9 protein-coding genes and 1 CRISPR repeat array are annotated in these 14609 nt (G+C 47.5%); of the genes, 6 read left to right on the forward strand and 3 right to left on the reverse strand.

What is annotated here, in order from left to right:
- Position 1 precedes the first annotated feature (1 nt).
- Positions 2-690: direct repeats of the CRISPR family, unit length 37 nt; unit sequence GCCGCAAAATACCTAAAACCCTATCAGGGATTGAAAC.
- Between the two features lie 382 nt (positions 691-1072).
- The gene (locus tag WBA89_RS21435) at positions 1073-2179 is read right to left on the reverse strand and encodes a precorrin-8X methylmutase (RefSeq protein WP_424409302.1); all 1107 of its coding nucleotides are present in this window, start codon (positions 2177-2179) and stop codon (positions 1073-1075) included.
- A gap of 289 nt (positions 2180-2468) precedes the next feature.
- Between WBA89_RS21435 and WBA89_RS21440 the strand changes: the two genes are divergently transcribed.
- Together WBA89_RS21440 and WBA89_RS21445 are read left to right on the forward strand one after the other, a co-directional pair.
- On the forward strand, positions 2469-3557 hold the full coding sequence (locus WBA89_RS21440; protein ID WP_424409303.1) for a flagellar assembly protein H: 1089 nt from the start codon (positions 2469-2471) through the stop codon (positions 3555-3557).
- Positions 3558-3886: 329 nt separating this feature from the next.
- Positions 3887-5662 carry a heavy metal translocating P-type ATPase gene (locus WBA89_RS21445; protein WP_424409304.1) on the forward strand — a complete coding sequence of 592 codons (1776 nt, stop codon included), beginning with the start codon at positions 3887-3889 and terminating at the stop codon, positions 5660-5662.
- A 273-nt stretch (positions 5663-5935) separates the two neighbouring features.
- Here WBA89_RS21445 and WBA89_RS21450 read toward each other — a convergent pair whose 3' ends face one another.
- Positions 5936-7030, reverse strand: coding sequence for an ArsA family ATPase (locus WBA89_RS21450; RefSeq protein ID WP_424409305.1), 1095 nt, complete (start codon positions 7028-7030; stop codon positions 5936-5938).
- 413 nt (positions 7031-7443) lie between these two features.
- Here WBA89_RS21450 and WBA89_RS21455 point away from each other — a divergent pair, with 413 nt between their 5' ends.
- The 3 genes from WBA89_RS21455 to argJ all read left to right on the forward strand — a co-directional run bounded on the left by WBA89_RS21455 (position 7444) and on the right by argJ (position 9396).
- On the forward strand, positions 7444-7638 hold the full coding sequence (locus tag WBA89_RS21455; RefSeq protein ID WP_424409306.1) for a hypothetical protein: 195 nt from the start codon (positions 7444-7446) through the stop codon (positions 7636-7638).
- A gap of 61 nt (positions 7639-7699) precedes the next feature.
- Positions 7700-7840 carry a hypothetical protein gene (locus tag WBA89_RS21460; protein ID WP_424409308.1) on the forward strand — a complete coding sequence of 47 codons (141 nt, stop codon included), beginning with the start codon at positions 7700-7702 and terminating at the stop codon, positions 7838-7840.
- Positions 7841-8154: 314 nt separating this feature from the next.
- Positions 8155-9396 (forward strand): bifunctional ornithine acetyltransferase/N-acetylglutamate synthase, encoded by a 1242-nt coding sequence (gene argJ / locus WBA89_RS21465; protein WP_424409310.1) that lies wholly within the window; start codon positions 8155-8157, stop codon positions 9394-9396.
- A 291-nt stretch (positions 9397-9687) separates the two neighbouring features.
- Here argJ and WBA89_RS21470 read toward each other — a convergent pair whose 3' ends face one another.
- The gene (locus WBA89_RS21470; RefSeq protein ID WP_424409311.1) at positions 9688-10689 is read right to left on the reverse strand and encodes a zinc-dependent alcohol dehydrogenase family protein; all 1002 of its coding nucleotides are present in this window, start codon (positions 10687-10689) and stop codon (positions 9688-9690) included.
- 137 nt (positions 10690-10826) lie between these two features.
- On the opposite strand from WBA89_RS21470, the gene WBA89_RS21475 reads away from it, so the two are divergent.
- Positions 10827-14372 carry a sensor domain-containing protein gene (locus tag WBA89_RS21475; RefSeq protein ID WP_424409313.1) on the forward strand — a complete coding sequence of 1182 codons (3546 nt, stop codon included), beginning with the start codon at positions 10827-10829 and terminating at the stop codon, positions 14370-14372.
- Positions 14373-14609 lie beyond the last annotated feature (237 nt).

Below are 14609 nucleotides of genomic sequence, written 5' to 3' on the forward strand. Positions count from 1 at the left end.
TGCCGCAAAATACCTAAAACCCTATCAGGGATTGAAACCAGGGCTTCTTTTTCGGCAATGTACTTTTTGATGCGGCCGCAAAATACCTAAAACCCTATCAGGGATTGAAACGAGCATCGACAAAATCAGGCTGACGAGTGGTTTGGATCGCCGCAAAATACCTAAAACCCTATCAGGGATTGAAACGATTTTTCCCAAAGTTGCGGCGTAGACATTTTCTGGCCGCAAAATACCTAAAACCCTATCAGGGATTGAAACTTAGCGTTTGCGGAACTCAAGACATGGCTAGAAACTAGCCGCAAAATACCTAAAACCCTATCAGGGATTGAAACATTCATTGCTTTGAGATCGCGGATTAAACACATGCCGCAAAATACCTAAAACCCTATCAGGGATTGAAACCTAAATAGAGCTTGCGAAATCGCATAGTAATCAAGCCGCAAAATACCTAAAACCCTATCAGGGATTGAAACAAGCGCAAGCTCTAGGGCTTCTATTCGAGCATTGCCGCAAAATACCTAAAACCCTATCAGGGATTGAAACTACTCAGATAGCCTTGAATCAATAATTTCAGCACGCCGCAAAATACCTAAAACCCTATCAGGGATTGAAACACTGCGAATCCATTGATGACTATGCCGGTGAGGACATTAGCCGCAAAATACCTAAAACCCTATCAGGGATTGAAACCGTCAATGCCCGATGTGTCAATTTGCCCGCGCTTCTGCCGCAAAATACCTAAAACCCCATCTAGGGCTTGAAACCCTTTATTGGAAGGCTTTCGCCTCGGACAATGTAGCGAGAAAACCATAAATCCCGATCGGGCATAGAAACAAAGTGCAAGTTCACTGGAATAAAACTAAATCCGGTATGATATCAATTCCGCTTGCACTCAGACATGACTGTTGATTGTGAGTCGAAAAACTCAAAACTGCCCTGATATTTGTTCGCAGCTTGACTCGACTTTACCAAGACAGACGATAAAGCGGGGATTTGATATCAATCCGGCGCACCGGAATTGATATAAACCAGCCAAATACAAATTAAGCCACAACCAACCTAAATCCCATCTTCACTTGAGATGACAGTGACAATTCGGCTTTTCAATCAAAGACTCAACCAAAGCATTCAAAGCCACCGCCGCCAACAACCCGCCGCCAAAAGTCCCCACCGTCGTAATATAAGGAACGCCCGATCGCACTAACCGCCGTTTCGCCACCGGAGAATGACTAAACCCGATCGGCATTCCAATCACCAAAGCCGGTTGCAGTTGCCCGTTCTCGATCGCCTCGCACACCGCCATCAGCACAGACGGTGCATATCCTATCACCAATATACAGCCTTTTTCCAATTTCAACAACTTTTCAAACCACTCGCGCTCAGCCCAGAATTCCTGTTCAGCTTCCGCCGCAGCATTGATGTGCGGATCGTCAATTAAAGTTGCAATACTTGTTCCCAAATGCGCCAATCTTGTGTTATCCAAAGCCGCAAACACAGGCGGCACGTCAGCCACAATTTGACATTGATTTTTCAAAGCTTCCCGCGCCGATTTAATCGCCGTTTCGCTCAACTTCACAAACGGCAGCAGCGAACAATCACCGCAAGCTAACACCAGTTTAGAAAGCAAGTCTACCTCAATTTCCGAGCGATCGCTCAAATCCGGCAACAAATGCTGCAACGACTCTCCAAACGCCTCCGGGTGAGTGTGCGCCCCCGCATCCCAACCATTCCAAAGTTGTTCCAACTGTCCCAACTCCCCGTCAGTTTGCGCCTGCAACAGCCTCAATTGCGCCAGTGCGCCCGCTTGCACCGCTTGACACGAAAGATCCCGCCCCAGCAATCCTTCGAGGGCACAAGCCGTTTCTCGGAGGCGAACAATCTGCTGAATTACCGACAGATATTGCTGTTGCAAAGCCGTCACCAGCGCGTCAGGAGAAGCATCCGCGTCAGTTTCTAGCAATTTGCGAATGTGAGACAGTTGAAAGCCTTGTTGCTTGAGTGCGACTATTCTTTGAAGTCTTTGCACGTCGCTGCGGGTGTAAAGTCTGTAGTTAGAGGTCGATCGCACGGCCGGAGATAGCAGCCCCAAAGCGTGATAATGCCGCACCATCCGAGGCGTAATTGTGCCTTTTACCGCTTCAGTAAGTTGTTTGATTGTCAGGTATTGTTGCTGCATCATACCAATTCTGCAAACTAGGACTAAATCTTCTAAATTATATCCGATATCTGTAGGTAAACGGCATTGCCGTGTCCGGCGCGGGACTATGCAATTTTATAATTAATGTTCTTATCTAATAGCGTTTGATTGTTGAAAAAACTCAATTTTTATAACTTCAATATTGCCAGAAAAAGTAATTTAAGTTTTGTAAGTTTTTCTATTTTTCAATTACATAAACTCCATAATATTGCTTTAAAGCATGATAAAATCAACTAATGCAGTGAATCCAAAATCTAAAATATAAAATCGAATGACTCGATTAATTCACGATCGCTTTGCCAAAGAATACCTAGAAGAGATGCTGTCTCCATTAGGAACAGTCAATATCGGTCGCGATGTCACTTCCGAAGTGCAAGAAATCGATGTTTACTTTACTCATGAAGCCACAGTCCCAGAACATATCAAAAACTTAGGATTGCTGGGGCAACTAGCAACTGCGACGGCAATTTTTGAACCGTTCCGCAACCCTGCAACTATCAGGGAAGTTGTAGGTTGCATCAGCAAATTGTTTGATATTCAGAGCGAATTAGAGCGAGAAGCCAGAAGAGACAATATTCGACTTAACGAAAATGATTTTCCGAAATTGTGGATTCTCACTCCCACAGCGTCAGAATCGCTGTTAAACGGGTTTCGCGCACAACCAAACGAACCCAATTGGATGCCCGGTATCTATTTTTTGGGGGAATATTTGCGATCGGCAATTGTGGTAATCCATCAGTTGCCAAAAACTCCAGAAACCTTGTGGCTGAGGATTTTGGGCAGAGGAAAGGTGCAGGAAAAAGCAGTGGCCGAGTTGATCGCCTTGGCTACAGACAACCCCCTGCGAACTAATGCGTTAGAATTGCTGTATCGACTGCAATCAAACTTAGTAGCAAATTTAGAACAGCCCATAGAAACAGAAGACCGGGAGTTAATTATGACTATCGCACCTCTCTTTCAAGAACAGTTACAAGCAGCACAGGAACAAGGATTAGAGCAAGGATTAGAACAAGGAAGACAAGAACAACAGCGCTTAATTTTAGAGAACTTTCTGCGAGTGAGATTTGGAGAACTAGACTCGTTGATGATAGCGTTTCTCTCTCCCGTGTCCAGGATACCTGCTGCCGAGTTTACGGTAATTTTACTGGCGATATCTATGCTAGCGGTGGATGCTGGAGGCAGGCAAGAAGCGGTGAGATTGTTAGCAGAAAATATCTTGGCACTGCGGTTAAATGAATTTGGCGATAGTTTACCTACACTGGTTGCTAATTTGTTGGCTTTACCTGTCGCAGAGTTGACATTGTTGTTGGAACAATTGCCTCAGTTATCGGCTGATGAATTGATTTCCAGATTGGGATAGATACCAGGGTAGAACTTGTTTTGAGCGCGATCGACTTTACCGACAGTTTATAGGGGTTTTCAATTCTAGAAAATACAGGAAACGGCAGTGCCGTTTCCCTACCCGCAGGGAATTTAGACCAAAAGCTTGACATTAACATTAATGTCAAGGTTTACGATGCAGGAGTCATTCTACCAAGTCAAATTTTCCCATGACTCCCAATTCCCTCCCCACCTCGCGCCTGTCGCGCCTCGCCGAAGAACATCCAGATGCTGTGACTGCCGCCCTGTGCGGAATTCTGGTAATTTTGGGCTCGATCCGCCCTACAACTCGGTTGGCTGGGCTTAGCGGTGTTAATTTTGCCCGCTGCTTACGTAATCGGCGGCTATTCCAGCACCCGCGAAGGCTTGACTGCGCTTTTTCAAGAACATGAATTAGATGTAGATTTATTGATGATTGTTGCAGCTTTGGGCGCGGCTGGTTTGGGACTGTGGCGGCAAGAATATCATTTAATTGTTGACGGTGCGGTGCTCATTTTAATTTTTGCAATTAGCGGGGCGCTGGAAGGTTATGCTATGCAGCGGACTGAACGCAGCATCCGCAGTTTGATGAGTTTGACGGCGGATACTGCTAGGGTGATAATGTACGATGGGGAACGGTTGGTGGCGATCGACAAATTGGCAATTGGCGATCGGCTTTTAGTCAAGCCCGGAGAAATTATTCCTACAGATGCGATAATTATTGAAGGCTACAGCAGTCTCAACCAAGCCTCGATTACCGGCGAATCGATGCCCGTGGAAAAAGTTGCTGGCGATGAAGTCTTTGCAGGCACGATTAACGGTGCCGGCGCGCTACAATTGGAAGTTCACAAAACTCCCGAAAGCAGTTTGATTCAGCGAGTGATTCGGCTGGTACAACAAGCACAAACAGAAGCGCCTCCTTCTCAGCAATTTGTGGAAAAGTTCGAGCGCGGTTATGCTAAATTAATTGTCGGTTTAGGCTTGTTGCTGGCAATTTTGCCGCCTTTTGTTTTAAACTGGAATTGGGAAGATACCATCTATCGAGCGCTGATTTTCCTAGTAGTCGCATCCCCCTGCGCGCTGATGGCTTCGATTATGCCGGCGCTGCTTTCGGGTATGGCTAACGGCGCGAAACAGGGAATTTTGTTTAAAAGCGGCGCGCAATTGGAGATAATTGGTAAAGTTCGGGCGATCGCCTTTGACAAAACCGGAACTCTCACCGCAGGAAAACCTGAAGTTATCAAAATTGTACCAGCAACCGGATATACTGAAACAGAAGTTCTGCAATTGGCAGCAGCCCTCGAAACTCATTCCGAACACGCGATCGCCCAAGCAATTGTCAGCGCCGCCCAGCAGCAACAGTTACCGTTGTCAAGTGCGATCGGCGTACAAGCAAAAATCGGCCGCGGCATTGTCGGCAAAGTTAACAATCAAACGATTACCATTGGTAAAGCCGATTTTGTGCGAGCAACTTCGGAGTTGACTCACATCAGCCAACAATTACAAGCAGAGGGAAAAACAGTTGTTTGGGTAGCAAAGGGCGATGAACTTTTGGGCATCATTGCAGTCGCAGATACAGTCCGCCCGGAAGCAGCAGCCACAGTAAAACGCTTGCAAAATTTAGGCGTAGAACATATCATAATGCTGACAGGCGACAACGAACAAACCGCTCAATACATCGCCCAACAACTAGGCATTAAGGAAGTGTACGCCGAACTTTTGCCGGAAGACAAAGTGCACCTAATTAAAAAGCTGCAAACCCAGTATCAAACCGTCGCAATGGTAGGAGACGGCATCAACGACGCACCCGCCCTCGCTCAAGCTTCCGTGGGAATTGCGATGGGAATTTCCGGTAGCGATGTCGCTTTAGAAACTGCCGATATCGTATTAATGGCAGATAAACTAGAACAACTAGGTAAAGCAATTAGTTTAGGCCGCCGCGCTCAAAATGTTGTCAAACAAAACATTATTTTTGCACTCAGTTGCATTATCCTGTTATTGGCGGCTAACTTTTTAGGAAATATCACCATGCCTTTAGGTGTAGTCGGTCACGAAGGCTCTACAGTTTTGGTAACATTGAGCGGTTTGCGGTTGCTGAGAAATTAGACACAAAAAACCGCTAAAATCGAGGCAGAGCCTCTAGAAATGCGTGCTCGGGCAGAGCCTGGGAACGAGAGTCTTATCTGCGTTAATCTGCGTTAATCTGCCTTCATCTGCGGTTAAAAATTAAAAATATCAAGAAAAACTATAGCATTTCTCAGAAAGATGAGGTGCCGCTGGGCTTAGGGTATATGACATACCTCACTTTCTTGAGAACCGCTATATGAGATTAGCTAATAAGGACTAAATTCCCTACTACAAACGAGCTTGTTTCTTACCCTAAAAAGAAACAATCAAGTAACCGTTTTGGAACTTAGCACCAGTGACAGACTTGCCAACCAGCGCCGGAGGAACCAAAATATTGCGGCGCTGATCTCCCGCTTCGATCGTCACTTCCGGCCCGGATTGAATCAATTTAATTTCTTTCTTGTCAAACCCAGGCAAAAACAAACTAACTTGACGCTGTGCAGTGTTTATGTTAATCGGTTTAGGAGAATTTTTGACCTCAGAAAAATCTGGCAAAGCATCAATTAAGGGCTGCCAGTTACTGTCGCTGTGTGCCGGCACCGAAACAGCCGTTAAAGGATCGAAAGCAGCAGCAACTGTTTCTGTAACCGCTGCTTGATTGACAATTACACCGCCGACTGTCAAACCAACTTGTTGAGAACTTCCCCAAAGATAGCGGGCTGTGGCGATCGCACTTGCATCCCCAGTCGTCACCAAAAAAGCCGCCGTGCGGTTCGGATCTGCCAGCGCTTCCTTACCCTTATCCAACAGATTATCGACTTGCTTGGTAGATTGAAAAGCATTGTCTCCCGATATATCCACCGTCAACACGGTACTGACAACCGGTTGAATAAAAGGCGACAAAGCTTTGCCCAAATCCGAATCCACCAAAGCTTGGCGGAAGCGGCGGATGTACCAGCTCAAAATTTCTGGCATTCCCAGCATCCGCAGGGTATCCATACCGCCGCTTCCGTCATATACAATTACATCGTATTGTTTGCTGTCCTCGTATTGCCGAAGTTCGTTCAACGCCAGGGCGCTGTCCATTCCCGGTAACACCCCCAATTCTTGGCCGTAAATCTGTTTGAAAAACGGGGTGCGGACATATTGAGCTTCCAGTTTTTTAACTTCGTCCCACCTGCGTTCTAGCAGCGGCGCGCTTTGCACCTGAACTGCTTTGAGGTTGGGGGCGATTTCCACGGGCTCGACAGTCAGGGGAACTCCTAGCAGAATACCCAATGCAGGGCCCGGATCTTGGCCGAGCAGCAGAACTCGCTTGCCTTGAGCCGCGTATTTTTTAGCTGTTGCGATCGCGATCATACTGCGGCCAGTGCCGCCTTTGCCCAAAAATGTCAAAATCAAAGCCATTTTCTGTTCTCAGTGCCAAATTTTCGGTAAGATTAGGAATTCTCAATGCTTTGAGCCATTACTGGCTTAAGTCCTGGTTACTTTTGACCAGACTTTGAGTGATTTAACTTTTTACAGTTTGACATACTCACTGTTGCGGATCTATCTACAAGCAAACCGATCTAGCAATATTCTAGAGTTTGGTTGGATGAGCTCGCCAAGATTGATCGGGCATCAAGCCTGGGTTCAAATATGGCAAATGTTGGCAAAAACTGCCAATTGCTGCTTGAGGCTGCACTCTCGATCGGAAGTCAATTGTAAAGTTTGGTGACAATTGCCATTCGGTAGCATTAGATACAGAATTATCTGTTATAGTGATAAAAGAAAGAAAAAAACAGCCCAAAATTAAATCCCAAAATACGGAGGAACCGGATATGTCTACCGAAAATCAAGCCCGCTCTCTGATGATGCGCCACCACCAGATGGTGAAGAACCGGCAGCAATCCATGCTCAACCGCACCGCTAGCGAAGTAGGGATGGAAGATACCCACTACTGGGGCCACATTCAAGGCAAAGCACAGCCAAGCCTTCGAGCCAGCTACGATCGCAGCAACGCCACCATGAGCTAAGGCCAGCTCAATTTCCCCAACGGCCCGCAAACCTATTACCTAGCATTTGGAGAAACCAGTTATGTCTGCTCGAGAAAAAGCCCGCAGCCTGATGACGCACAAGCAACACCTCGTCAAAAATCGTCAGGAATCCATGCTGAGCCGTGCGGCTGCTGAAGTTGGTTTAGATACTGGTAGAGAGGCGAGTGCCGATCGCAAATAACTCGTTTTTTCAGCGGCGAGACAGTTGAATCGAGTTTGTTGTTTGCCCGCTAAAAATTAATCATGACAGTTAAAAAACCGTCGCGACTTCTTCTTGATTCGATATCGATAGAGGAAGTCGCGATTAATTTTGTTGGGTTGGTTAAATACAAAAAGTCGGGTTGAGCCTTGCTTAACTGAATTTCCACGCACATCCGGGGAACCAGAAAACTACAAACGAGACACCCTGAAAATCTCCAATCTAAAATCTAAAATCTAAAATCTAAAATGATATAATCCCTTGTCAGCAGATGGAAGGCTACTAGGGAGGTCATCATGTCGGACTGGAAAGTAATTGACGGCGGAGTTACAGCACCCAAAGGATATCGAGCATCGGGAATTACAGCGGGCTTAAAGCCTTCAGGCTTGCCGGATTTAAGCTTAATTTTGTCAGAGGTAGAGGCGATCGCCGCAGGAGTCTTCACCACATCCACCGTCCGGGCCGCTTGCGTGGACTACTGCCGCGGGCGCTTGCAAGCAAAACCCAGCGCCAAAGCAATTTTGTGCAATGCCGGACAAGCAAATGCCGCTACCGGGGAACAAGGTTTGGCAGATGCCCTCGAAAGTGCAAAATTGTTGGGAGAAGCGCTGAATATTTCTCCTGAATCGATTCTTTTGGCTTCCACTGGCGTGATCGGACAGCGGATTAAAATGGAGCCGCTGAGGGCCGGAATTCCGCAATTAGTTGCTGAAGCCTCCGAAACTGGTTCCGATGCGGCGGCGAAAGCTATTTGTACGACTGATTTAGTGCCGAAAACGATCGCCCTGGAAACCGTGTTTGGCGATCGGCCCGTGCGAATCGGCGGCATTTGCAAAGGTTCGGGAATGATTCACCCGAACATGGCAACAATGCTAGCATTTGTAACTTGCGATGCAGCAGTATCCTCGCATTTGTGGCAAGAAATGGTGAGTCGGGCGGCTGACAGAAGTTTCAATCAAATTACTGTTGACGGCGATACCAGTACCAACGATTCGCTAATTGCTTTAGCCAACGGCCAATCTCGCACGCCGGCGATTACAGAAATGGGCCCGGAGGCTGAAAAATTAGAAGCGATGCTGACAGAAGTTTGCGTGCATTTAGCAAAGGCGATCGCCCGCGACGGCGAAGGTGCAACTTGTTTGGTAGAAGTGCAAGTTAGCGGCGCCGCCGACGAAGTTTCTGCCAGTAAAATTGCCAAAACAATAGTCGGTTCTTCTTTAGTGAAAGCTGCTATTTTCGGACGCGATCCGAATTGGGGCAGAATTGCTGCTGCTGCGGGGCGCGCTGGCGTACCTTTCCAACAAGAAAATTTGCGGATTCAATTGGGAGATTTTTTGATGATGGAAAACGGCCAACCCAAAGAGTTCGACAAATCTGCTGCGAGTAATTATATGAAAGCCGCCGCGGGCGGTGAATATTTGAAGGGAGACACAGTTTTAATTCAGGTGAGTGTCGGGAATGGCGGCGGTTTTGCCAAAGCTTGGGGATGCGATTTGAGTTACGACTACGTGAAAATTAATGCGGAATATACCACTTAAAAAAGTCTGGGCAGTTGGAAACGACTGCCGCAGAGACTGGCACCCGACGGGAGCGAGTTAGAGAGGAATCAAAAACAATTTCATATCAATTCCTCTCTAACTCGTCCAGTATTCATTTCTCTCTAATCTCTCTGTGTTCTCTGTGTTCTCTGTGGTTAAATCATTCCGATCCAACCAGAAACGATATCACCCAGTCATATAGCAACCGCCACAACTTCTTTCTCTGACTTCGCGCTCTTTGCGTCTTCGCGGTTCAATCATTCCGATACTACCGGATTTGATAGTCAACTGTCAGGAAATGAGTAAAACTATTTTACCTGTTACTGAGCCTGTTTCTAACAACTCATGTGCAGCTCGAGCTTCTTCGATGGAGAAAGTTTGGCTGACGTGAATTTTGAGCAAATTACGATCGCACAAACCAGCGCACTGCTGCAAAATACGAGCCTGCTGTTGCTGTTCCTCCACCAAACCTTGCAGCATCGGAGTTAACATTAATTCCAGACTAATTCGTAGATTTCGCATCCTCGCTGTTTTCAAATTTCCCAAGGCCGGATCTGGTTCCAAAATTGTTACTAAATCGCCATAAATCTTCACAGCCGGAACAGTTTGATAAAAAGTTTCTCCCCCGACTGTATCGAAAGCCAAGTCAACTCCTTGTCCTTTAGTCCAAGTCAAAACCTCATCGACAACATCGGTATTTTTGTACAAAATAACTGAATCGGCACCCAAAAATCGACAAAATTCGGCTTTGGCTTCGGAACTAACAGTAGTGCAAACCTCAGCGCCTTGCAACGAAGCTAACTGTATCGCGACGTGGCCGACACCGCCGGCACCAGCTTGGATCAATACTTTTTGGCCAGCTTGCAACCGCCCGCGATCGTACAGCGATTCCCATGCTGTAATTAAAACTAACGGTGCAGCCGCCGCCTCAGCAAAACTTAAAGCAGCAGGCTTGATGGCGAGGAAACGTTCATCTACAACGGCAAATTCAGCATAAGTACCCATCAACCCGCCCAAACCGCCGTTGCAGAAAAAAACCTCGTCTCCCACCTGGAAACTTTGCACCGCAGCACCTACAGCCTCTACAACTCCAGCACCGTCGCACCCCAAAACGTGAGGACTTTTCTCTGGATAAAAAGTGCCGCGCGATCGCAACTTAGTATCTATCGGATTGACTCCCGCCGCCCGCAACCGCACCAAAACTTCAGTTTCTGTTTGTATAGTAGGGGGGGAGATATCTTGCAGTCTCAATACGGACGCGCTTCCGGGCGTTTCAAAAACGATCGCTTTCATAGCGTGGTATTAACTCTCTTGTCGGCTTCACTGCGATCCTACCTTGTCCGCGCTACCCATTAGTGACAATACTTAGTTATTTTTAATAAATAGATTGGCTTCAGATAACTACTATAATTGTCGAGCGGTATTAATCAATGTTCGATCGAGATTTATTTTTTTACTTTGAGATTCTTGCATACCTTCTAGGATTATCGGCGACTTTAGCTTTTGCCGGAGCGATTTATCTCAAATTGCAGCGAAGGCCTCCCAGTCTGCCGCCCGCCGAAGAGCAGCGACAGTTGTCAGAATTAAACGGCGATTTACCTGCAAAATTGAAAATTCAGAAAAACTTTTTGCTTTTCCCCAACTCAAATCTGCTGCCGGTCGCTGACAGATTCTTGCGTAAAATTTTAGGTATTGTCCGCGCTCTATTATTCCCCCAGCAACAGCGCCCAACAGGGAATTCTTCACCTGTTGTCGGGGATTCCACCAGCAAAACCGCAAGTTTGAGCGTGGAGGGAGAGATGACCCAAAATCCCTCTCTCCCGCAGGCGAGCAACCAAGCCGCTGTCAGCGATTCCCCGGAATTAGATGAAGATTTGCTCGCCCACATCCTAGCAGGTACTGATGCGCCGGGAGGAGCAGAATTCTTTGATACCTTAGTTCGCCAGTTGGCCTGTGCGCTGGGAGTTCGCAGCGCCTTGGCGGCCAAGTCGATTAAGTCGATCGAACGCAGCGATGCAATTCCCGATAAATTACAAGTTATCAGTTTTTGGAGCGGCGGACAGCGGCAGCCAAATTTTGAGTGCGACACCGCCAACACTCCCGAAACCCTGGTGTTCGAGCAGGCAATGTACTCCTGTCCGGACGGCCTGGTGGAAGCCTTCCCGCAAGACCGCAGGGCCGTAGTTGCGGGTGCGCGCAGTTTCCTAGGAACCCTGCTCAAAAACTCTTACGGCGAACCTTTAGGCATTATTTGTATTTTCGACGATCGACCTCTGATAGAAGCATCTATAACTAAATTCCGACTAATTCTCAGAATCTTTGCCGCACGGGCTGCGGCGGAATTAGAGCGGCAGCGCCTAGAAGCAGCGCTGTGCACCGTAGAAGCGAAATACTGCGCCCTTGTAGAACAAATGCCGGCTGTTACCTACATTTCTCCCCTCAACCGCAGCGCTGGCAAACTTTACATCAGCCCGCAAATCGAGACTTTTCTGGGTTATTCTGTAGCTGAATGGAGGGCAGACCCCGAGTTGTGGCTGAAGCTCGTTCACCCAGAAGACCGCGATCGCGTGTTGGTGGAAAACGCCACACAAAAATTTAGCGACGGAGAAGATATCTTTGGCGACGCGCCGCTGGTTTCAGAATACCGCGCGATCGCCCGCAACGGTCGAGTCGTCTGGTTCCGCGATCGAGCCATCGCAGTTCGCGACGCAGCAAGCAAGTCCGTCATCCTTCAAGGCGCGATGTTTGACATCACGGAGACTAAAGTAGCTGACAGCGCCCTGTTAGAAAGCGAATATCGCTATTACACCCTGGCAAAAATCCTGCCAGTCGGGATTTTCCGCGCTGACGCGGCTGGAGATTGTTTTTACGTCAACGAGCGATTTTTGGAGATGGCGGGACTGTCGGCACCGCAGGCACTTGGCGAAGGTTGGACGGAGAGTTTGCATCCCGAAGACCGCGAAATCGTTTTGAGCCAGTGGTATGGCGCTGTCACAGAGAAGTTGCCTTGTAAGTTAGAGTACCGCTTTTGCAACGGCGACACCACAACCTGGGTATTTTGGCAAGCAGTGCCGGAAATTGCCACTAGCGGGGATGTTCTGGGCTTTCTCGGCACGCTAACCGATATCAGCGATCGCAAACAGGCTGAATTCGCGCTGCAACAAGCTGAGGAAAAATACCGCAGCATCTTTGAAAACGCGATCGAGGGAATTTTCCAGACAACTCCCGACGGGCGCTACCTCAGCGCTAACCCTGCTTTGGCGAGAATTTACGGCTACTCCTCGGCCCCGGAACTGATCGCAAACATCCACAACATAGACCGCCAACTCTACCTCGATCCCAGCCGCCGCGTCGAGTTTTTGCGCGCGATCGAAAAGCACGGTTGTGTGTCGGAGTTCGAGTCCCAAGTGTACCGCGCTGACGGCACCACCATCTGGGTTTCCGAGAACGGCCGGGCGGTTCGCGACCAGGAAGGCGACAATTTGCTTTACTACGAAGGCACTGTTGAAGATATCACCCTCCGCAAAATAGCAGAAGAGAAGTTACTGCACGATGCTTTGCACGATACGCTGACGGGTTTGCCCAACCGAGCTTTATTTCTGGATCGCTTGGGACACGCGATCGAGCTTTCAAAACGCCGTCCCGAAGTTTTGTTTGCGGTGCTGTTTATCGATCTCGACCGCTTTAAGGTTGTGAACGACAGTTTGGGGCATTTAGTGGGCGATCGCTTGCTGATCGCGATCGCGCAGCGCCTGGAAACCTGTTTGCGTACTGGAGATACCGTTGCCCGTCTCGGCGGCGACGAATTCGCTATTTTGCTGGAAAATATCAAAAATACTGAGGATGCAATCCAAATTGCCGAACGAGTGCAAGCGGAACTGGCAGAGCCTTTTTACCTCAACGAATATCAAGTTTTTAGCAGTGCTAGCATTGGCATTGTTTGTTCTGGTTTGCCTCCGCAGCCAACCGAAAGCAGCGAACTGTCGGACTCTGGAAATTTGGGAAATGTCGATCGACCAATTTCTTTGTCTTGCTTCTCTTCCGAGTCTCCTGTTCCCAAAGTCCCCTTCCAAATGTTGTACGATCGACCAGAAGAACTGCTGCGAGATGCAGATGCGGCCATGTATCACGCTAAGGGATTGGGGAAAGCTCGCCACGAAGTTTTTGACTTAAGTATGCACACTCGCGCCGTCGCTCTTTTGCAACTGGAAAACGATTTGCGGCGCGCTCTCGACTCCCAGGAATTTCGGCTTTACTACCAGCCCATCGTCTCTCTAACCAGCGGTAAAATCTGCGGTTTTGAAGCGCTGCTGCGGTGGTATCACCCGCTGCGGGGTTTAGTATCTCCAGGCGAGTTTATTTTAGTCGCGGAAGAAACCAGATTGATTGTACCGATTGGTTGGTGGATGATGCGATCGGCTTGCCGTCAGATCCACCAGTGGCACCAAAAATTCCCCATAAATCCACCCTTGACTGTCAGCGTCAACCTTTCTAACGAACAATTCAAACAGCCGGATTTAATCGATCGCATCAGCGAAATTTTACACGAAACTCAGCTTGACCCCCGCAGCTTAAAATTAGAAATTACTGAAGGCGTAATCATGGACAATGCCGAATCGGCAGCCGCTACCCTCGCCCAATTGAAAAATTTAGAAGTTCAATTATACATTGACGATTTCGGCACAGGCTATTCTTCTTTGAGCCGCCTGCACACTTTTCCAACTGACGCTTTAAAGATCGATCGAGCTTTTGTCAGCCGCATGACTGAAGATGAAGGAAACGAAGCCATCGTACAGACTATTTTAATTTTAGCCAGTCATTTAGGCATGGATGTAATTGCTGAAGGAATCGAAACCATCGAACAGCTTAATTTGCTCAGAGCGCTGCAATGCGAATACGGACAGGGATACTTTTTTTCAAAGCCGATAGATACTATTGCAGCTACTCTTTTGATAGAAAGTAAACCCGAATGGTAATTAGTCAGCAGTCATTAGTCATTAGTCATTGGTCATTGGTCATTGGTCATTGGTCATTGGTCATTGGTCATTAGTCATTAGTCATTGGTCATTAGTCATTAGTCAGAAAGAATGTTTTAACTTTTAACTTTTGACTTCTCATTACCAATTACCAATTACTAATAACTAATAACTAATAACTAATAACTAATAACTAATAACTAATAACTAATAACTAATAACTAATAACTAATAACT

Source organism: Microcoleus sp. (genome assembly GCF_049646505.1).
Taxonomy (GTDB): domain Bacteria; phylum Cyanobacteriota; class Cyanobacteriia; order Cyanobacteriales; family Microcoleaceae; genus Microcoleus.